The 20,973-nt window shown below is 54.8% G+C and carries 19 protein-coding genes; 1 reads left to right on the top strand and 18 read right to left on the bottom strand.

The window, feature by feature from the left end; all coding sequences use genetic code 11:
- Positions 1-10 precede the first annotated feature (10 nt).
- From EDC26_RS06600 to EDC26_RS06580, 5 genes are all read right to left on the bottom strand, one after another.
- Complete coding sequence (locus tag EDC26_RS06600) at positions 11-757, bottom strand: SDR family oxidoreductase (protein WP_132580648.1); 747 nt, start codon at positions 755-757, stop codon at positions 11-13.
- Between the two features lie 106 nt (positions 758-863).
- On the bottom strand, positions 864-1,697 hold the full coding sequence (locus EDC26_RS06595) for a transporter substrate-binding domain-containing protein (RefSeq protein WP_243700809.1): 834 nt from the start codon (positions 1,695-1,697) through the stop codon (positions 864-866).
- Positions 1,698-1,757: 60 nt separating this feature from the next.
- Complete coding sequence (locus EDC26_RS06590; RefSeq protein WP_132580646.1) at positions 1,758-2,486, bottom strand: amino acid ABC transporter ATP-binding protein; 729 nt, start codon at positions 2,484-2,486, stop codon at positions 1,758-1,760.
- A complete protein-coding gene (locus EDC26_RS06585) occupies positions 2,470-3,117 on the bottom strand; it encodes an amino acid ABC transporter permease (RefSeq protein ID WP_132580643.1) in 648 nt (215 codons plus the stop codon). Before EDC26_RS06585 ends, EDC26_RS06590 begins: the two co-directional genes overlap by 17 nt.
- Positions 3,118-3,126: 9 nt before the next feature.
- Entirely contained in the window at positions 3,127-3,810 is a 684-nt protein-coding gene (locus EDC26_RS06580) for an amino acid ABC transporter permease (protein WP_132580641.1), read from the bottom strand.
- A 452-nt stretch (positions 3,811-4,262) separates the two neighbouring features.
- Here EDC26_RS06580 and EDC26_RS06575 point away from each other — a divergent pair, with 452 nt between their 5' ends.
- Positions 4,263-5,102, top strand: a complete 840-nt coding sequence (locus EDC26_RS06575; RefSeq protein WP_132580639.1) for an IclR family transcriptional regulator — start codon at positions 4,263-4,265, stop codon at positions 5,100-5,102.
- A gap of 212 nt (positions 5,103-5,314) precedes the next feature.
- On the opposite strand, the gene EDC26_RS06570 is transcribed toward EDC26_RS06575, so the two are convergent.
- The 13 genes from EDC26_RS06570 to EDC26_RS06510 all read right to left on the bottom strand — a co-directional run bounded on the left by EDC26_RS06570 (position 5,315) and on the right by EDC26_RS06510 (position 20,421).
- On the bottom strand, positions 5,315-6,040 hold the full coding sequence (locus tag EDC26_RS06570; protein ID WP_132580637.1) for an ABC transporter ATP-binding protein: 726 nt from the start codon (positions 6,038-6,040) through the stop codon (positions 5,315-5,317).
- Positions 6,027-6,785, bottom strand: a complete 759-nt coding sequence (locus tag EDC26_RS06565) for an ABC transporter ATP-binding protein (protein WP_132580635.1) — start codon at positions 6,783-6,785, stop codon at positions 6,027-6,029. Before EDC26_RS06565 ends, EDC26_RS06570 begins: the two co-directional genes overlap by 14 nt.
- Positions 6,782-7,723 carry a branched-chain amino acid ABC transporter permease gene (locus EDC26_RS06560; RefSeq protein ID WP_132580814.1) on the bottom strand — a complete coding sequence of 314 codons (942 nt, stop codon included), beginning with the start codon at positions 7,721-7,723 and terminating at the stop codon, positions 6,782-6,784. The genes EDC26_RS06565 and EDC26_RS06560 overlap by 4 nt, the downstream gene beginning before the upstream one ends.
- Positions 7,724-7,731: 8 nt before the next feature.
- Positions 7,732-8,604 carry a branched-chain amino acid ABC transporter permease gene (locus EDC26_RS06555; RefSeq protein ID WP_132580633.1) on the bottom strand — a complete coding sequence of 291 codons (873 nt, stop codon included), beginning with the start codon at positions 8,602-8,604 and terminating at the stop codon, positions 7,732-7,734.
- A gap of 136 nt (positions 8,605-8,740) precedes the next feature.
- Positions 8,741-10,000, bottom strand: a complete 1,260-nt coding sequence (locus tag EDC26_RS06550) for an ABC transporter substrate-binding protein (RefSeq protein ID WP_132580631.1) — start codon at positions 9,998-10,000, stop codon at positions 8,741-8,743.
- A 578-nt stretch (positions 10,001-10,578) separates the two neighbouring features.
- Complete coding sequence (locus EDC26_RS06545) at positions 10,579-12,096, bottom strand: M81 family metallopeptidase (RefSeq protein ID WP_132580629.1); 1,518 nt, start codon at positions 12,094-12,096, stop codon at positions 10,579-10,581.
- An 18-nt stretch (positions 12,097-12,114) separates the two neighbouring features.
- Positions 12,115-13,722 carry an ABC transporter substrate-binding protein gene (locus EDC26_RS06540; RefSeq protein ID WP_132580627.1) on the bottom strand — a complete coding sequence of 536 codons (1,608 nt, stop codon included), beginning with the start codon at positions 13,720-13,722 and terminating at the stop codon, positions 12,115-12,117.
- 163 nt (positions 13,723-13,885) lie between these two features.
- A complete protein-coding gene (locus EDC26_RS06535) occupies positions 13,886-14,866 on the bottom strand; it encodes a CobW family GTP-binding protein (RefSeq protein ID WP_165930939.1) in 981 nt (326 codons plus the stop codon).
- Positions 14,859-16,523: an amidohydrolase gene (locus EDC26_RS06530; RefSeq protein ID WP_132580623.1), complete on the bottom strand. Its 1,665-nt coding sequence runs from the start codon at positions 16,521-16,523 to the stop codon at positions 14,859-14,861. The genes EDC26_RS06535 and EDC26_RS06530 overlap by 8 nt, the downstream gene beginning before the upstream one ends.
- A 37-nt stretch (positions 16,524-16,560) precedes the next feature.
- On the bottom strand, positions 16,561-17,583 hold the full coding sequence (locus tag EDC26_RS06525; RefSeq protein WP_132580621.1) for an ABC transporter ATP-binding protein: 1,023 nt from the start codon (positions 17,581-17,583) through the stop codon (positions 16,561-16,563).
- Positions 17,580-18,602 (bottom strand): ABC transporter ATP-binding protein, encoded by a 1,023-nt coding sequence (locus EDC26_RS06520; protein ID WP_132580619.1) that lies wholly within the window; start codon positions 18,600-18,602, stop codon positions 17,580-17,582. The genes EDC26_RS06525 and EDC26_RS06520 overlap by 4 nt, the downstream gene beginning before the upstream one ends.
- A gap of 8 nt (positions 18,603-18,610) precedes the next feature.
- Positions 18,611-19,438 carry an ABC transporter permease gene (locus EDC26_RS06515; RefSeq protein ID WP_132580617.1) on the bottom strand — a complete coding sequence of 276 codons (828 nt, stop codon included), beginning with the start codon at positions 19,436-19,438 and terminating at the stop codon, positions 18,611-18,613.
- A 5-nt stretch (positions 19,439-19,443) separates the two neighbouring features.
- Positions 19,444-20,421, bottom strand: coding sequence for an ABC transporter permease (locus EDC26_RS06510; RefSeq protein WP_132580615.1), 978 nt, complete (start codon positions 20,419-20,421; stop codon positions 19,444-19,446).
- Positions 20,422-20,973: the final 552 nt, after the last annotated feature.

Genomic DNA, 20,973 nt, shown 5'->3' with positions numbered 1-20,973 from the left:
CCGCCCGTCGTTAATTCGACCAGCCGCCATCAATAATTTGCGAAGTGCCGGTGGTAAAGCTGGACTCATCCGAAGCCAGATACAGGGCCAGCGCGGCGATTTCCTGCGGCCGGCCCACGCGTCCTATCGGCTGGCGCGCCACGAAGTCGGCATGTATTTGCTGCTCGGTTTTACCGTATTTGGCGGCCTGAGAAGCAATCCGTCCTTTAAGCGAGGGTGACTCGACCGTTCCCGGGCAAATGGCATTGCAGCGGATGCCCTGCGAAACAAAATCGGCGGCAACGGCCTTGGTCAGGCCGATGACCGCCGCCTTGGTCGTGCCATACACAAAGCGATTGGGCACGCCCTTGATGCTGGAGGCGGCCGAAGACATATTGATGATCGAGCCACGGTGCTGCTGCAGCATGCCGGGTAAAAACGCACGGATCATCTGATACATGGCCGTCACGTTCAGATCCAGCGAAAAGTTCCACGCATCAAGATCGCAATCGAGTATGGAGCCGTCGTGCACAAAGCCGGCGCAATTGAACAGCACGTCGATCGAACCCAGCTCTTTGGCCAGGGCGGCAATCTCTGCCGGCTTGGTGACATCCAGGCGCCGGGTCGTACAACCTTGCAAATTCGTCAATAGACGCTCGTTGATATCGGTGGCAATAACTTGCGCTCCTTCCTCGGCGAACCGCTCGGCGGTAGCCCTGCCTATCCCTTGTCCCGCCGCTGTCACCAACGCGACTTTCCCTGCTAAACGACCTGCCATAATTCACTCCAAATACAATATGCCAAAGGCACGGCACCCGCCCTGCCCATCTTTCCTGAATCGCGTATGCCGGCTCGCCATGACGTACCGGCACACGCGCCACTGATTACTTGCCCGCGCTCGTTACCGATTCCGGCAAAGGAGCGCCATGGTATTTTTGGTAAATAGCATTGAGCTTGCCGTTTTTCAGATTTGCCCGCACCCAGTTATCGACCCAGGCTTTCAACTCGGTATTGCCCTTGGCCAGGCCCACACCCAGCATGGCCTGCGACAACACAATCTTGGTTTCCATCTGCTTTTTCGGATCTTTCTGATTGATCCCCTGCAACAAGGCCGGAGCCGTTGCGAAGATGTCACCCTGCCCGCTGATCACCGCGGTAATCGAGGTAGCGTCATCATCAAAGCGCAAGATATGAGTACCTGGCAGCGCCTGCTTGGTAATCGCCTGATCGTTGGTGGTGCCACGCGTGGAAATTACCGTTTTGCCCACCAGATCTTTCAAGGTTTTGATGTTCATGCTCTTGGGCGCGCCCACCACGGCCTGGATCGCCGCATAAGGAACGGAAAAATCCACGACCTTCTGGCGCTCGGGTGTAATCGAGAAACTCGCCACCACCAGATCGGCCTTGTTGGTCAGCAAAAATGGAACCCGATTGGCGCCCGTTGTGGGCACCAGTTCCATCTTCACGCCCAGGTCCTTGGCCAGAAGCTCGGCCGTTTCAACATCGGACCCTATGGGCTTCATCGTGGCGTCTTTAGTGCCAAAGGGCGGCGTGCCCAAATCAAGGGCAATGCGAATCACCTTGTTGGCCTTGATGACGCTCAAATCGTTGGCCTGCGCCGGCACGCTGGCCACCCCGAGCGCGGCGGCCAAAACGCCAAACCCCAGGATGCGCGATACCGCTTTTTTCATACCGGTTTTATTGATATCAACCTTCATTTGACCCTCTCCAGATTGTGTCTACCCAGGCGCTGCGGTGTTGCAGCGCTTGTCGCCAAACTACAAACCATTGCCCACAAATTCCTGCAGCTCTTTCGTTACAGGGTTCTTGAGAATCTGGCTGGTGCCTTCCTCCCATACCTGTCCTTGATGCATAAACACGACACGGTTGGCCAGCTTATAAGCGAACGCCATTTCATGCGTCACCAGAACCATGGTCATGCCCTTTACCGCCAAGCCTTCAATCACCTTAAGCACTTCGCCCGTCAACTGCGGATCGAGCGCCGATGTGACCTCGTCGAACAGCATCAGTTGCGGGTCCATGGCAAGCGAACGGGCAATCGCCACGCGCTGCTGCTGGCCGCCCGACAATTGCTCGGGATACGCATCGCGCTTGTCTTCCAGGCCTACCTGCGCCAGCACACGGTCGGCCACCTCGCGGGCTTCGTGCCTGGACAACTTCTTGACATGCACGGGTGCCAAAGTAATGTTTTGCAGCACGGTCAGGTGCGGGAACAGGTTGTAGCTCTGGAATACGATCCCGACGTCGCGCCGCAAGCTGCTCAAATCGGGGCTTTCGCCTGTGATTTTGTGGCCGCACACCGTAATTTCGCCGCCGTCGACGATTTCCAGGCGATCCATGCAGCGCAATGCCGTGCTTTTGCCCGAGCCGCTCTGGCCGATGACCGCCACGATCTCGCCTTTATGCACAGACAGCGAAATGCCTTTAAGCACGTGTTGCGCGCCAAAGCGCTTATGTACTTCTTTGAGTTCAACTACGAGCGACATTCAGCCTCCCTTCCAGTTTACGGCTCCAACGAGACAGGGGATAACAGATAATAAAATACAAAAACGCCGCACAGCCGAAATAAAGAAAAGGCTCAAAGGTCGAGTTGTTCAGAATCTTGGCGTTATAGGCGAGCTCCGCATAGCCAATGACTAAAGACGCCACCGAGGTGTTTTTAACAATTTGCACCATAAAGCCCACGGTGGGCGGTGTGGCAATGCGCAAAGCTTGCGGCAAAATAACCAGGGCCATGCGCTGAAAGCGGCTCAATCCCAGGCACTCTGCCGCTTCCCACTGATTTTTAGCCACCGACTGAATACACCCGCGCCAGATTTCCCCAAAATACGCGCTGGACTGGATGGTCAACGCCAGGGTGGCCGCAAACAAAGCCGGCACACTGGTCATGCCCAACAAATTCGGGCCGTAGAAACAGACGCCCATCAAGACCAGCAAGGGCGTACCTTGTATTAACTGAATGTATGCCGAAGAGGCTGCCCGCACCGCGCGATCGGGGGACACTCTGGACAGGGCGACCACCAGTCCCAGCATGCCGGCAAAGATAAACGTAAGGCACGAGAGCAGCAGAGTCCCCCACGCCCCTTGCAGCAAATAATCGAGCTGTTGCACAGTCATCGCCGCTCCTTACAAGGACGTGCCGAGCTTGCGCCGGCGCACGAATACGAATTGGCCCACCAGCCAGAAAACCAGGCGAACCAGGGCCGACAGGCACAAATACAGTACCCACAAAACGATGAACACTTCAAAGTTGCGAAACGTATTGGCCTGAACCTGATTGGAGACCCCAAAGAGTTCATTGGCCCCCACCGCCGACAAAATACTGGTGGCCAGCATCAACAACACATATTGGCTGGCAAGCGCCGGATAGACCCGCTCGACGGCTGGCCGCAAAATAACGTGCCAGTACACCTGGCCTGGCGACAGGCCCAGACATTGCGCGGCCTCAAGCTGGCCTTTATGTATGGAGTCGATTCCGGCGCGAACAATTTCACAGGTATACGCGCCGATATTGATGACCAAAGCCAGAACGGCGCCAAACATAATGGGCATTCTTATGCCGATGCTGGACATGCCGAAGATCAGGAAATAGCTTTGTATCAGCAACGGCGTATTGCGTATGAATTCGACATAGGCCCCGACGAGCTTGCGCAACCATGTCGGCCCGCCGGTGCGCGCAACCGCACACAGAACGCCAAAAACAAACCCGACCAAGGTAGCCCAGAAAGATAATTGCAGCGTTGTCCAGGCGCCATCAAGAAACATGGGCCAATACGCCAGCACGCTTTGGAAATCAAACTGGTAATTCATGACTCGCCATGATCATCGGTTCGTTGGACATATCGCCTCGATAGTTATTTTTATTTGTGAAAATAATTTTGATATATACAAAGCTATCCTAAAGCAGGAAGATACCGACAGGCAAGAGCTAAGTGCTTGTTTATAGTTAGGGGTTTCCCTAAATGCCTAATTACCCTACGCTGTATCTTCTATATATAGTTCTATTTCCTCACAATTCTATTTTTTTATATAAAAATATATTTCTTATATAAAATAAATTGCGTTAAGATAGCAAAAATTATCGATGATTCACTGCCGAATGGCACCCACAAGGGGTGCCGCTACACATATGTAGCAGTAGTTAAATACGCGGCGGTAGTTAATGTAGCGGCACCCCTTGTGGGTGCCATTCTCGTACAGGTTGTAGTGGTAGCCCTTGTGGCTGTCAAAACCCTTGACCTTCAAGACGGTATCTACAAAACATGACCGACACACCAGAAAATCACACGCAAGGTGCGGCAACAGGCATAAGCGCCGCGGCAAACATCAAGAGCCCGGCGCGTTACACCGCACCCGCGCTGGAAAAAGGCCTGGACATACTGGAAGCCCTTAGCGAAAGCACCGAGGGCTATACGCTTAACGAGCTTGGCCAGACGCTGGGGCGCAATGTCAACGAGATCTTTCGCATGGTGGTCACCTTGCAGCGGCGAGGCTATATTGCCGCCGACCAGAATGACCGCTACACCCTGACACTCAAAATGTTCAGGCTTGCCAACCGGCACCAACCCGTCAAGTCGCTGGTAAGCGCTGCACTACCGTTGCTGCATGAACTGTCGCAACGGGCACGGCAATCGTGCCATCTGGCCATATATCAAAATGGACGCGTTGTGGTGATTGCCCAGGTCGACAGCCCCGAACGCTGGTCATTCGGACTGAAGCTGGGTGTGGTGATGGGCCTGACGGACACCTCTTCGGGCCACGTCCTGCTCGCTTACCAGGATGAGGTGGAACGCACCCGCATGTTGAATAGCCACATCCAGGTAGAAGGTGAACTGGAGATGGATCCGGGCCAGTTGTTTGCCCTGCTCAAAGAAGTGCGGGCTCGCGGACACGCGTCGATGCCCAGCATTCAGATTGGCGGCGTCACCAACATTGCCTTTCCGATCTGGGGCTTGGGCAACCGCGTCGTAGCGGCGATCAATATCCCGCATATCGCGCGCATCGATGGTACCCCCCGCCCCGACATCGAACAAATCAAAAGCATACTGGCCGACATCTGCGCCCGGTTATCGGCGCGCATCGGCTTTGACGCCGGCCAGTAGCGGGCCAGTTACTCGAACGATCAACCTTTCCGGAAGGTGCTGGTAATACAGCGCGGTAAATGGCGGGGATAAACGATGGGTAAATGGCACCCACAAGGGGTGCCGCTACATTAACTGCTGCTACGTATTTGTAGCGGCACCCCTTGTGGGTGCCATTCTCGTACAGATTGTTGCGGCAACCCTTGTGGCTGCCATTCCCCCAAAACAGCGCATCAATCGTCAGGGAACTCCCACTTCTGGGCGCTGGCGCCCGCCAACTCCTGAACGCGCTGTTCATCCTGGCCGAATTCAGCCGCAACGCCGCTATACGTTATCAAGCCCCGGTCCAGCACATACGCGCGATCGGCGATTTTGATGGAGGCACGTACATTCTGTTCAATCAGGAGCACAGAGGTGCCCTCGTTGCGGGCAGAGACAATAACGTCGAACACATTCTGTACGATCAGCGGAGCCAGCCCCTGAGAAGGCTCATCGAGCAACAATAGCTTCGGGTTAAGCAGCAGCACACGTGCGATTGACAACATTTCCTGTTCGCCTCCGGACAGCTGTTGCCCTTTGTGCGATTTGCGTTCGGCCAAGCGCGGAAAGAGCTTGTAAATGCGGGCGATGCTCCATGGGCCCGGACGATCCACGGGGACTTTGAGGTTTTCCTCGACGGTCAGATTGGCAAAGATGCGACGCCCCTCCGGAACCAGGCCTACACCCAGCCTCGCAATGTGAAAGGGTGGCAGATGTGTCGAGTCCGTACCGAATATCCGCACATGGCCGGCACGCGCCGGTGTCATCCCCATGATGCTGCGCAAGGTAGTGGACTTGCCCGCGCCATTGCGACCCAGCAGCGTGACCAGTTCCCCTTCGCCGACCTCCAGGTCCACCCCTTGGAGGATATGGCTTTTGCCGTAGTAGGTGTTCAGTTGCTGTATCTCAAGCGCCTTCATGCTGTTCCCCCAGATAGGCAACTTGTACTTTCTCGCTGGCTGCGATTTCGTCGGGCGTACCCTGATCCAGCACCTCGCCTTCGGTCAGCACGGTGATGCGGTCGGCCAGGTTGAAGATGACGCGCATATCGTGTTCGACCAATATGATCGTCAGTTTTTGGCTGCGATGCAGCCTCCGAATCAGCAACGCCGTGTCGTAAGTTTCCTGATTCCCCATGCCCGCCGCGGGCTCGTCAAGCAGCAGCAGCTTGGGCTTGAGTGCGAGCGCCATCATGATTTCCGTCGAACGCTGGTCGCCATGCGAAAGTTCACCTACGTAGCGGTTCTCCTTTCCTGTCAGCTTGCCGATCTCGATCAGTTCGTCGACGCGCTCATCTGTTTCGGCGGCTTGCTGCCGGGAACGAAACACCTTTAGCCTCAACCCCTGTGTCACTTCGACGGCGACGCGTATGTTTTCGCGCACGGTCAGCTCTCGAAAGACTTCCGTGATCTGGAATGTCCTTGCCATGCCCCTCGCAACACGTGTCTGGGGCGGCATGGCCGTGCAGTCGATGCCATCGAACACGATATGCCCATGTGTCGGCTGATAGAACCCGCTGAGCATGTTGAAAAACGTCGTCTTGCCTGCGCCGTTCGGCCCGATGATTGCGTGCAGTTCACCCTCTTCGACGTTGAGCGAGACGTTCTTCACCGCCACGAGCTCACCGAAATGCTGAGAAACATTGTGGACCTCGAGCAGGCTCATGATGCGTTCCTCTGGAACAACCCCGCAATACCGCGGGGCACAAGCAGCACGACCAGCACAAAAATCATCCCGACGAAAAACATCCAGTATTGGGTGACGCCCGAGAGATAATCCTGCGCCACCACAAAGATGGCTGCGCCCAGCAATGGCCCCCAGAGAGAACGCATGCCGCCGATGACCGCCATGAGCACGAAGTCGCCCGATTGTGTCCAGTCCAGGTCGTGGGGGCTGGCAAAATTGTTGAGCAGTGCATAGAGGGCGCCCGCGACGGCGACGAAAAAGCACGACCACGTATAGGCAGTCCAGATATGGCGATTGACTGGAATGCTCAGGAACTGAGCGCGGCGTTCGTTTTCGCGAATGGCCTGCAGAGTGTGCCCAAATGGCGAATTCAGAATTTTAGCCATTGCCACCGCGCAGATCGCCAAAACGGCAAGTACGACGTAGTAATAGACAAGACTGGACGTTATGTCGATTTTCATGAAACCCAGGTCGACAGGCAAACGTTGAAAGCCTCTAAGCCCGTTGTCGCCCCCAGTAACGGCATTCCATCGGAACGCAATGAAATAAAACACCTGGCCGAAGGCTATGGTCGCCAAGGCGAAGTAGATTCCGCGAAGCCTGATGATCAAATACCCGATGATCGCCCCGCATAATGTGCCGATCGCGATGCCTACCAGAATGGCGACAGGCGTGCTTGGTACCAGGTACTTGAGCGTCAGGCCCGTTGCGTACGCCGCGACGCCGAAGTAGGCCGCATGGCCAAACGACATCACTCCGGTGTGCCCTATAAGCAGATTGGTGGCCATGGCCGCCAGCCCGATCACCAGCACGCGGGTGGCAAGACCCGTATATCCGCCAAGCGGTGTTATCCAGTAGGGCATAGTCAAAAGTACGATCCACAACACCGGCAGATAGACCGATTTACGTATGTACATGCGGTGATTCACAGTTTGGTTCCGCCTTTTTCACCGAATAGGCCGTATGGCCTGAACAACAGCACGATTGCCATGAGCACATAGATGGAGGCCTCGGACGCAGCCGGGTAGAACACCGTTACGACACCCGCCACCACACCGATCAGCAGCCCCCCGAACAATGTACCGACCAGGCTGCCCAGGCCGCCCACAATAACCGCAACGAAGCTTGGCATGATCAGCCCTTCGCCGATGGTGGGTGTCAGCCCCAGCATTCCGGCGGCCAATACACCGGCCAGGCCTGCGAAAAAAATGCCCAGGCCAAAATTGAGGTTGCGCAAGATGCGTACATCGACGCCCAGGGCCGACACCATTTCAAGATCGAGCGTGCCTGCGCGAATACGCATGCCCAGTCGTGTCTTTTTCAGGACAAAGAAAAGAATCCCCACAGCCACTGCAACCAACGCGACCATGAAGAGCCTGTACCCTGTCAGGAAAAACAGCGTTGAACTGAGCGGCGAATTCAGCACGTCGGGAATGACAAGCGGCAACCCCTGCGCACCCCAAATAAAACGCACAGTGTCCTGAAGCACGAATGCCAGCCCGAAGGTAAGCAACAGGCTATACAACGGGTCGCGGTTGTATAAAGGCCGGATAAGGATGCGTTCTACAATCACGCCCACGAATGCCGCGCACAACGGTGCCGCGATCAGCGCGCCCCAAAACCCCACATACGGCACCAGCATATATGCAAAGTAGGCGCCCAGCGCGAGGAAACCCCCGTGGGCGAAGTTGATGACGTTCGTGAGATTGATGATCAGGGACAGGCCCAGGGCCATGAGCGCATAGAACGCGCCAACGATCAGCCCGTTGAAAACATTGAAAAGAAGCACCTGGGTCACGCCATTCCTCCATTGACCAAGGCGTACCCACAAGATGGGTAGCGCCTGCCCCGCGCGTGTCGTTCGAGAGGTCCTGAATGCGACCGCCTGTGACAGTGCACAGGCGGCCGGGCTTGCATAGCGAATGCTGCAACCATCAGGCAGGCCAAGTCATCTTGCACCCGGCCTCCTCAATTGTTGGCGCTATAGTCTTGCTGTCGATGACTGCGTCGATATGGAACAGATCGTCGGGTGCGCTGCCCGCGGCCTGGGCATGACCGGCCCACAACGTTCCGATAAGCAGATGCTGATTGGCCCGGTACGTCGCAGGGTGAGGTTGCAAGGCAACATCCGGCGGCAGGGTAAGCCCATCGAGCGCTCTGGCCATCTTCACGGCATCAAGCGATTTGGCGTTATTGGCTGCCAACGCGCAGGCTCGGATCGAGGTATGGCCGAACCAGGTCCGCGCGGTCGGTACACGACCGGTTTTCTTCTTGATGGCTTCGACAAACTCTTTGACATGCGGCACGTTGGGCTGGTTCCAGTACCATTCAATCACCCAATTGCCGATACGGGAGGCAGGAGACAGCGCTTCAAGCGTTTCAAGCTCAATGTTTGCGCCGGCGATCTGGAAACGTTTGTCCAGGCCGAACTGCACGGCTTGCTTGAGGACATTCGTTTGATCCTGGCCGTTCTGGAGGATGATGATAACGTCCGGCTTGGCCGCCTGTGCCTTGATGAGGTAAGAGGAGTAGTCGGTAGTGCCCAATGGAATCAGATCGGCCCCAAGGTCAGTGGCGTTATATTTCTTCAGGTTCTCTCTATAAGCCTTCAGCAGCCCGAGGCCAAAAGCGTAGTCGGGAACGAGGAAGTAAAACCGCTTGCCGAAACGCTTGATCAGATTCGGCGCTATCGCGTTGACCAGCAGAGTGGTCGATGGGTCTGTCTGAAAAACATTCCAGTGGCATTCTGTGCCCGTGATGGGGTCCGCATGCCCGCCCGGATCCATCATGAATACGCCTTTTGCGTAGGCCACCTGAGAAATGGCTTCGGTCAGCCCGGAATTCACGTTGCCGATCAGGAAATGGACCTTGTCGCGGTCGATGAGCTTGTGCGCCTTCTGCACGGCGACGCCGGCATCGCCGCTGGTGGAATCCTCGACGATCAGCTGTGCGGGGCGACCCAGAATTCCGCCTTTGGCGTTGATTTCCTCAACCGCCAGCTCCATGCCGCTCAGCTCGTTTTTGCCGGTTATCGCGTAGGTCCCCGTCAACGGATTATCTACACCAAACTTCACGGGTTGCTCGCCCGTTGCCATAACTACGCGCGGCGACACAAGTGCCGCCGCTCCTGCCGTTGCGGCCATTTTCAGCACCGTGCGGCGGTTTATTGACTTCGAACTGTCTTTGTCGTCCATTTAAAAACCCTCCAAGCAATATGGCAAGCAACTATGCTCCGTCCGCGTATTTGATTCGTTGAGCAAATCTCGCGACGGCTGCGCAGCCCTTACCTGTAACCATATCCCCTTTTTTAATTTGCGCCGAAACCCGCTAGTTGTCAACCCCGGTGTGGCCGCTAAATGTTCGTAAAACCGGGCACTTCCACCTTGTCTGGACAAGCGGATATTTGTAAAACTCACAGCCGCATCGATGCACCCTCATCAGAGCCTGGATGGCTTCTGCAGGAAGCGATGATTTGCTTGCGGCCAAACCTAAAGGAAGATTTCCGTCGTTTCAAGTGTAGTAAATGTCGCTACTGTAAATACTTTTAGTATTGACTCCAGACGACGAATGGCACCCACAAGGGGTGCCACTACATGATTCACGGCCATGCCTTGTAGCGGCACCCCTTGTGGGTGCCATCGCCTCATTACGTAATGGCACCCCTTGTGGGTGCCATTTACCGTCCGCCGCTAACGCAGACTCGCAAACAACTGGCCAGCGACCGGGCCTAGTCTTTTAAACGCGCGTGCCTCATGAAGGGACAACTACGCGACTAAACAATTTCTTCACCCTGGCCTATTTGCGCGTTTTCATCCAAGGGGTAAATGGGACGCGACAGGTGCTTGAACGGAAATTGTGAGTAATCGGAGCTGCACACGCCCGGCCCCGCGACCAGAACGATATGCTTGGCCAGAGGGCCAAACCCGGCGCGAAAATGCTGCCTGGATTTGATCAGCACGTATTTTTTCTTGGCCGGATCCACCCCGGCATGCGTGAACAAGCCCGTGTCATAAGGCTCTTGAGGCTTTTCGCAAACGAAGATCAGGATGCCATCTACCTCGATCACAGCGGTCTTCCCTATGCTCAGGCGCATGCCGGTAAACATCGGCCCCGTGACGATGTAGTTGCCATCGGTGATCTTCACGACTCGAGCCCTGACGTTCAAGGGCTCGCCCTTGATCTCCAAAGCGGGTACATCCGTTTTGCCGCCGATATCGAGCGTCACTTCGGCGCCTACGCCCGCTTGGATCAGCTGCCCTACCGCGGCAGGGTCCCAAAAGGGGCCAGCCACTACATTTTTTAAACCTTGGCGCATGACTTCACGTAGTACAGCCATGTTATCGGTGGGGCCTCCAGCCCCGCAATTGTCACCGTGGTCAACCAGGATGATTGGGCCGTCGGCAAGCTGCTTGGCGCGGGCAATGGATTGCTCCAACGGCTCAATCGGGAAAATGAAATCCTCCCGACGCTCCCAGGCCAGATTGCACAGCTCATCGAGCAACTGCTTGCCCTGGGCCTTTTTCTTTTTATCCACTACCAGCACCACAGACAAGCCGGCGTAAGGAATATCGGACAGCGGAAAGCCGCCGAATACCGAAGCATTGAGCACTCGGCCGTCGGCTTCCGCCGCGATCGCGCGATCCATAATGTCTTTCATGGGCTGCATGGCCGGGGTTTGCCTGAGCATGTGCGTAAGCATGGGAAGGCGGCGCCACAAAATCACCGGCTCGACCTCCTTCTTCAACAAGGCCTGTAGTGTCTTCCCTGCACGCGCGCCAGTCTGGTAGATATCAATATGCGGGTAGGTACAGTAGCCCGTGATAATCGTTGCGTTCTGAATCAGCTCACGGCTGAAATTGGCATGAAAATCCAGCGCTACCACTATCGGAACACCGACAGGCAAAACGGCACGCAGGCGTTTTAGCAGTTCACCCTCCGCATCGGGATAACCCTGCGCGACCATCGCCCCGTGCAAATCCAGCATTACGGCATCGCAACCTTTTTTTACCGACGCAACAACGGAGTCGGCAATGGAATCAAACGCTTCCCTGGTCACGACACCGCTTGGCACCGCGTTGGCCACGATCGCAAAATCCACCTCGGCCCCAAGCTTTTCGGCCAGATCGAGATAGGCCGCCGCAGCACTATTCGTGTTCAGGCAAGCCTGCTTCGCATCGTCTGCATAGACCGGGCCACTGCCATGGGTACCACGGCTAAAGGAGCCGAGTACCGTAGGCAAGGGCGAAAAAGTATTGGTTTCGTGTCGAACCAGTGCGACCACAACTTTCATAACAGCTCCAGGTTAAATCTACTTGGACCAAGCCACGTTATTGAATGGCTCGAATGCCCCCCAGATGCCTTCAGGAAGGTTGAGCAGCTTTTTCGAGTAAATCGTATTGGAAGGATAAGTGGCAATCCAGGCTACGGGCAGCTCCTGGTTGACGATTTTTTGAAATTCGTCATAAAGCGCATTACGCTTTTCCGGGCTGTTTTCGATCGCTGCCTGCGTCAGCAATTCGTCGACCTTGGGGTTTTTATACCCGCTCATATTGGCCCAGACCACGCCCTTTCTGACGTTCGTACTCATGTAGGTACGGGCAACGCCAATAACCGGATCACCCCAGTTGAATACCGGATCGATGTTCAGGTCATAATCGTAATTGGAAATACGACGTGCCCAGGTCGGAAAATCGGGCGAAGGCCGCAATTCGACCTTTATACCGATTTTGCCCAACTGAGGACGCATGTACTCCGCTACATTTTTTGATAAATCCGGGTTGGTTGGAATGTAGTCCAAAGAAAGCTGAAAACGCGTGCCGTCGCTTTTTTTAGGGAAGCCGGCTTCATCCAGCAACTTATTAGCCTTTGCCAGATCAAGGTCATAATGGTTCAGGCTCTTGTCATAAAAAGGGCTTGATGGATGAATGGGGCCATCAATAGGCTTTGTCTGACCTTTCTGAAGTTTCTCGGTAATAAATTTGCGATCGATCGCATACGAAATGGCTTGCCTGACCTTCACGTTTTGCAAAGGGCCTTCTTTAACCATATTGTATTCAAGCCAGACCAATGCTCCGACCCCTTCATAGCCTTTGTGCGTCAGGGCCAGCTTGGGGTTTTTAGCCAAACGTTCAATCTCCGACAACCGAAACGGCGGATACGCCACGTACTGGATATCCCCTCGCTGAATGGCCAAGGTCGATGCATTGTCATCCTTGATGATCACGTAGGTGATTTTATCGAGATGCGCCGGCCCCTTGAAAAACCGCTTGAATTTCTCCAGCGTCAGGTATTGACCCGGCTTGTAATCGGCAAATTTAAAAGGACCCGAGCCTATCGGTTTGTTGTTGTACGGGTTCGAGCGAATCGAACCTACGCCATAAATATGCTTGGGCAGAATCGGCAACAAAGCGGGGGTAGACACTTCCAGCAACAGGGCCGGATTAGGCTTCAGGAATTTAAAGACAACAGTATGCGGATCCGGCGTTTCCATCTTGTCCAGATTGGCATACATGGACTTGCCGAAAGGATGGTTCTCTTTGACCGTCATCACTGAGAAAGCAACATCCTCGGATGTAACAGGCTTCCCATCGTGAAAGAGAGCGTCTTTGTTCAACTTGAATGTATACGTCAACCCATCCGCTGATTTTTCCCACGAGTCGGCCAGATAAGGATGGAACTGCCACTTATCGTCGGCAATCAATAAACTCGAAAACAATTGGGCGCCTGGCATCGCCGTCGCAACGCCGGACTGTATGGCGGGATTTAAAGAGTTGATGGCGCTGTTGGACAGAATGGTTAGGGATCCGCCTTCTTTTGCATTGGCGGGAAGTTCCGCATTGGCAGAAGAAGACAGGAATAACGATAGGGAAAAAACACTCAGCGCGAGTGCCTTGGCCAGGTAATTTGTTTTAAACATGGTTGCCTCCTCAGGCTATGAATACGCGTTTCTGTGAAGTGGGTGGACTCTTAAACAAATGCTTTTGTGCTGGAAAGTATGGCGTGTAGTAAAACGTTTTCTCCTGCTTCTATATGCGCCGGTTTGGCATCCTCAATTTCATATGCATATTGGTTTGATTTCTTCAGGGCTCGATTTGCGCCGAGGTAAATATCTTGCGCAAAGAATCTTCATGCAAACTACTGGACCCGATCACGACAAGCTTTCCGGTAATATCGCTGTCCCCGCCTTTATACGCATTCAACTCATACCTCCCGTTGGGGGAATACTGAAGCAAAAATGGTTTGGCTTCGCATCCGGTAGCGACCACGCCTTTGATGCGGAAAATGAAGGGATCAAGCTCGGCCAGCGCCTGCTTTAGCTTCTCTTCATCGTAAGGCGCGCTTTGCTCGATAGTCAGGCTTACAAGGTGCCTCATGACATTGTCAGGCCCGGTTTTCAAGGCAGCCGGAAACTCGAAAACGCGGCCCGAACCAGGCAAAGACCGACTGCCGGCGGACTGAAATTGGCTAAAGAAAATATCCCAATCGATTTCGGCATTGACGGTCTCGACAATCAGCGCTTCCGGCGCAATGCCGCCCAGCCATTGGGCTACGTCGGCTCGCTGCTGCTGACTGACCAGATCTATTTTGTTCAACAGGATCAGGTGCGCGGATTTAAGCTGCCGCGCGACCATATCTCCGACATAGCGGTCTTGCGCCGTCTCGCGAATGGAACTTGCGTCAGCCAACGTCACGATCGACCTAAGCTGAAAGCCTGCGCCGGCACGCCCGATTTGGGCAATTTTTTTAGGGTCGCTCACACCGCTGCCTTCAATAATGACCCAATCCAGATGCGGCGCCATCTGCTCAACCTTTATCAAGGCTGCCATCAACTCGCCACCCATGGTGCAGCACACACAACCGTTGTTCAAATGAATGACGCCTTGTGCCGTGTTGCTCGATTCGATCAACGATGCATCCACATTGATGCTGCCGAAATCGTTCACCATGACCAGGACGCGCAAGCCATGCCGAGTACGCAGGATGTGGTTAAGCAGGGTGGTTTTTCCGGACCCCAGAAAACCACCCAATACGGTCAAGGGAAGCGGCGCGGGATCAGCCATTTTTGGGACAGGCAAAAACCCTGCCACCCAACACCGTACCCCAGATCCTGACATCTTTTAATGATTCCGGAGCCACCTCCAGCGGATCATCCTCGAGCACCGCAAAGTCGGCTTGCTTGCCCACTTCAATGCTGCCGATCTGGTGATCCAGCTTCAACGTATAGGCCGCGCCCAGTGTCATGGCATGCAAAGCATCCTGAACCGAGATTTTTTCACTTTCACCCAACACACGGCCCGACGCCGTTTTGCGGTTGACGGCGCACCAGGCCGTAAACAAGGGTGCCAAAGGAGTCACCGGCGCATCCGAGTGCAGGGAGAAACGAACGCCCGTCGCCTTGGCGGTAGCAGCCGCATTCATGCGGTTGGCGCGGTCAGGCCCCATGGTCATGGCGTAATGCGCATCGCCCCAGTAATAGATATGGTTGGCAAATAAATTGGCGCACACCCCCATATTGGCCATCCGCCTGAATTGGTAGGCATCGGCCATTTGGCAATGCTGCAACGTATGGCGATGATCCCAACGGGGGCTATCCTTCAGAACAGCCTCAAGCGCATCCAGCGTGACTTCGGTTGCCTCGTCGCCATTGGTGTGGATATGAACGGTCAAGCCGGCATCGTGGTAGGTTTTAATGATGTCTTTGAGTTGCTGGGGTGGAATAATCCAGATGCCATTGTCATCGGCCCCCACGGGCGGCTTGTAATAGCCGGGCCAACGCATTCGCGCGGTAAAACCCTGAATGGAGCCGTCCACGACCAACTTAACAATGCCAAAATGTAGTTTGTCGGTGTTGTGCTTGATGGCAGGCAATACGCGTTTTAGCGCCTGATTATCAGGGTCGCGCATTGGCGCGTAGGCAGGGACGATGCGCAGCGGATAGTCCTCGAGCGCGGTGACCTTGGTCAGACTTTCGATGGTCGCATTGCTGACATCGTTGACAAGATCCGTGGCCGTCGTGACTCCGGACAGTTGTGCAACCCGGGCAAAATTCCAGATACCCTCTTCAGTTTGGCCCGCATCGAAAAAAATATTGCCGATCGTCCTGAAGACCAGATACATCGCCGGAAACTCTTGCAGCTCCCCCGTCGGATCACCGCTTTCATCCAGAGCGACGCCTTCGATGGCCGTATCCTTGGTGATATTGGCCTCACGCAACATGACGCTGTTTACATTCATGAGATGAACGCTGATATGCAGCACGACCACGCGTCTGACAGTCGATACCTGATCCAGATGTGCCCTCGTCATGCGTTGCGCGCCGAAATAAATCGGGTCGAAGCCCCAGGCGTAGATCGGCGCCAGCGGGTCAGTCAGTTTTGCTTGTGCTTCCTGCAGTCGCGCAATCACTTCCTCAAAGTTCTTAAGCCCTTTCCATAGCCGCCCATCCGGCCCGCGGCGGTCGTAATACCCAACGTAGACATAGTTCCACATGCCGCCCTCGAGCAAATGGCAATGCCCCTCCACCAAGCCCGGCATCAGTATCTTGTCGGCAAAGGTGTCGTCCTGCGTGGCCGGGCCCCAGCCGCCAAGCGATGCCTCATCACCCACCCCAAGAATCCGGCCATCGCACACCGCTACATGGGTCGCCCTGGCTTGCATGGGGTTCATGGTAATTATGCTGCGGGCTTTGTATATGGTGATATCTTTAGAGCGATTCATACAGTCTTCCAATTAAATTAGGTGATGCGGGCTGGGATCACGCGAACGCGGGAACGGGCGAAACCGGCTGGCCATCGACGATCGTCACCAGGTGACACGCAACATGCTGTCCTTGACCCACGTCGCGCAGCGGCGGCGACTCAGTTCTGCAAATATCCTGCGCATAGGGGCATCGAGTGTGAAAATGGCAACCCGGCGGCGGATTCAACGGGCTGGGCGGGTCTCCCTCGAGGCGCAGCCGGGTGGTTTTTCCACGCAAGGTCGGATCCTTGACGGGATCGGCCGTGAGCAGCGCATAAGTGTAGGGATGGAGCGGCCTGGAAAACAGCTCTTTGCGCTCGCCTTGCTCGACCACGCGCCCCAGGTACATAACGCTTAACGCATCACACAAATGCTGAACCACGGCCAAGTCGTGCGAGATGAACAAATACGTTAAGCCCATATCTTCCTGCAACTGCTTAAGCAGGTTGATAACCTGGGCCTGAATGGCCACATCCAGGGCAGACACAGGCTCATCACAGATGACAAGCTGGGGATGAACCGCCAAAGCCCGCGCAATCCCGATACGTTGGCGCTGCCCTCCTGAAAACTGATGAGGAAACAATTTTTTTTGTTCGGTTCGAAGGCCAACTTTTGCAATCAGTTCATCAACGCGATTGGCGATCTCGGTTTTAGTCATGCGGGTCAGTTGCCGCATGGGTTTGGCAATGATATCTTCGACTCGCTGCCGGGGATCAAGAGATGAATACGGGTCCTGAAAAATCATTTGCAGGCCCTTGCGGACCTCTTTCAGGTCTTTCCCCGAAAGACCTGCCAATGACGTGCCATTAAGAATGATGTCTCCGCCAGTCGCGGCAATCAGTTGGGCCAAGGCCAATGCGGTCGTTGATTTCCCGCAACCCGATTCGCCGACAATGCCGTACGCGCTGCCGCGTTTCACATTGAAAGAGACCCCGTCCACGGCATACACCTTCGACGCCGGCGCAAACATGCCGGACTTCTTCAAGGTGAAGTGAACCTTTAAATCGCGGACTTCCAGTAGCGTGTCTGATTCGTTCATGCGAGACTCTCCGAAGCCGATTGCGCCGCAGCCGTTTCAAGGTTCAACCAACAGGCAGCCAAGCGATTGTCCGTACCCATCATGGGAGGCCGATCGGTGCGGCACTTATCCATGACATACTTGCAGCGCGGCGCAAAGGCGCACCCCCTTCCCAGCTCACTCAAGGGAGGAACGACGCCTGGAATTTCGGAAAGCAACTTCGATCCCGAAAATTTCCGCGGGTCATGCTCCACTTGCAAGACACAATCAAGCAGGCCTTGCGTATAGGGATGGAGGGGCTCCAGGAGAACCCTGTCGACGGTTCCTTCTTCTATTTTTCGGCCGGCATACATCACCATGACCCGATCCGCCAATTCGGCAACGGCACCCATATTGTGGGTGATCAGAATAATGGCCGTATTGAATTTTTCGCGCAGCTCTGACAGCAGGTCAAAAATCTGCGCTTGCACGGTCACGTCCAGCGCCGTGGTGGGCTCGTCGGCAATAAGCACTTTGGGATGGCAGGCCAATGCCATCGCGATCATCGCACGTTGACGCATGCCACCGGACAGTTCGTGCGGGTATTGATCCAGGCGCCGTTCGGGTTCCGGCATATAGACCGAGGCAATCAAATCTATAGCCTTTAAACGAGCCTGTTTTGCACTGATGCGCTCATGCCTGATGATGGTTTCAATGATTTGCTGGCCAATCGTAAAGACAGGATTCAACGCCGTCATCGGCTCCTGGAAAATCATGGCGATGTCATTGCCACGTACATCCTGCATCTGCTCTTCAGATAAATCGAGAAGGTTTTTACCTTCCAGGGAAATCGTGCCTTTTGTGATGCGGCCCGGTGGGGAAGGAATCAGACGCAGGACGGCAAGGCTCGTCATGCTTTTTCCACAGCCCGATTCGCCTACGATCCCGAGAATCTCTCCCGGCGCCAGATGAAGATTGACGTGATCGAGCACACGGACGGGGTTTTTCAGACTGCCGAACTCAACGCACAAATCCTTGATTTCAAGTAGCGGTTCACTCATGATTTCCCCTAGCGCTGGCGAAGTTTCGGATTAAGAGCATCATTGAGGCCATCGCCAACCAGGCTAAGAGCCAATACCGTCAGGAAAATAGCCACTCCAGGAAAAATAACCGACCACCACGCATCAAAAATATAGTCTCGCGACGAACCGATCATGTAACCCCAACTGGCCACATCCGGATCGGACAAGCCCAGGAAGGACAGGCCGGATTCAAACAGAATCGCGGTGCCTATATTCAGCGCAGTGGCCACGATAAGGGGCGGCGAGGCATTGGGCAGGAGCACCCCGAACATAATATTGAGATTGCTCGAGCCCATCGCGTACTCGGCGCGAATAAACTCCCGCTCTTTGAGTTTGAGAAATTCGGCCCGTGTCAACCTCGCCAGAGGCGGCCAGGTGACCAAGCCAATCACCAGGATGACGTTCCATATTTTGGCGCCGAAAACCGAAACCAGAACCATGGCCAGCAGGATAGGCGGAAGGACCTGAAAAAATTCGGTTACCCGCATCAAAGCGTTATCGACGCGTCTTCCAAAAAAACCGGCAATAGCCCCAATAAGAAGCCCAATCACAACGGTGGCCAGTGTCGCGGCCACGCCGATGACCAGTGTTGTACCCGCCCCATGCAAGAGCCCCGCAAAGACATCTCTGCCCAGATAGTCCGCCCCTAGCGGCAACGCCATCGATGGCGGCGACATGGGCGCCGCGACAATATCTGTTGCGCTGACGGGGTACAGCCTTTCACCGAAAACTCCGGCAAAGGCCATGATAATTAGTAATACTGCGCCAAACACAGCGCCTTTGTTTGCCAGAAACAGTTTCCATCCGCTATTCATTTTTTTTACCCTTCCAGTTTGATGCGAGGGTCGAGGATGCTGTAGAACCAGTCCACAAAGATATTTACGACAACAACAAGTACGGCCGAGATCAGCAGTATCCCCAGCATCAAGGGGAAATCGCGATTCAGCACGGCATCGAATGCCAATCGGCCCAGGCCCGGCCAGTTAAAAACGGTTTCAACCAGAACAGCGCCCGCGATCGCCTGAGAGAATTGCAGGCCGGCCAGAGTGACCACCGGGAGCACCGCATTTTTCAGCGCGTGTTTATAGATAACGGCTCGTTCCCGCAGGCCTTTCGCACGAGCCGTACGTATGTAATCGGACCCCAGCACATCCAGCATGGTCGCCCGCGCCTGGCGACTGTATTGGGCCAGGTACACCATGCTCAGCGAGATGACGGGCAGTACAAGATGATGGGAAACCTGCCAGACCGCATCAAGCCCCGTGGGCTCCCCTCCGATGTTGTACATGCCGGACGCCGGAAAGATCGGGAACCAGTAGGCGAAAATGATCAAGAGCACCATGCCGCTCCAGAATACCGGCGCCGCGAACCCGGCCAAGGACAGGAACGTAACGCCGAAATTCAGCGGCCCTCCTGGCTTGTGGGCCGATAAGACTCCAAGCAGAGTCCCCAGAACAACGGCAATGAACATCGCAGGCAACACTAATATCAGGGTGTTGGGAAGACGCTGCTCGATCAAGTGTGCGACGGAGTCATTGTAAAAAAGTGACTGCCCCAGATTTCCTTTGGCCACATTGACGACGTACGTGCTTAGTTGTGCGAACAGGCTTTTATCAAGGCCCAGCTCTTTGCGGATAGCGGCCGTTTGCTCGGTGGTGGACCCGCCGGCTTGCACGGCAAGCACGTCGGCAATGTCGCCAGGGGCGGCCGAGAGCAATAGGAAATTGAGCACCACGACCGCAATGATCATGACGATTCCGCTCATTACGCGGCGCGACATAAAACTTAGTGAATTCATGATTTACTCGCGTCTTTGACACTTTCAGCTAGCTTAATCGAACGCGTCGCTAAACCGAAAGTGTTTATAAGAAGTAAGGAGGGATGAAGACAATCTATGTATCCCAGCAAGCCGCAGGCAGGCTCCCCAAAAGCATTATTCCATCGCCCAATTAATGCCTCAATCAGTAATTACCCTAAAAATCGGATCATTTCGTCTCATTTTTTCGAATAAATGTGCGTTAAGGTCGAACATTTTCGAAATCGCTGATTTCAGCATAGCGCGTCAGAAGGTTCGCGGATGTTGGGATCGCGTAGTAACGATTTTGGCATCCACAAGGGCTGTCACTGCATTAGCCACGACCATGTTTTATGGATATCGTCTCGCGCGCCAAGATTTTTATAACGCGCCAAGGTTTCTGTAGTGCGTCAAGGTTTTTGTAGCGGCACCCCTTGTGGGTGCCATTCGAGTCTTGTCGTCCATCGCCCGAAAAAAACAATCCATCCCCCGCAATAAAGGAATTCTGTTTTCCTCTAGACTTTAAGCATTTTGCGTAACGCTATCTATCGCAAT

The sequence above is a fragment of the Paralcaligenes ureilyticus genome (genome assembly GCF_004346225.1).
In the GTDB taxonomy this organism is placed as follows: domain Bacteria; phylum Pseudomonadota; class Gammaproteobacteria; order Burkholderiales; family Burkholderiaceae_B; genus Paralcaligenes; species Paralcaligenes ureilyticus.
Note: the sequence above shows the minus strand (reverse complement) of the source record. Positions and strands in the feature narration are given on the sequence as shown.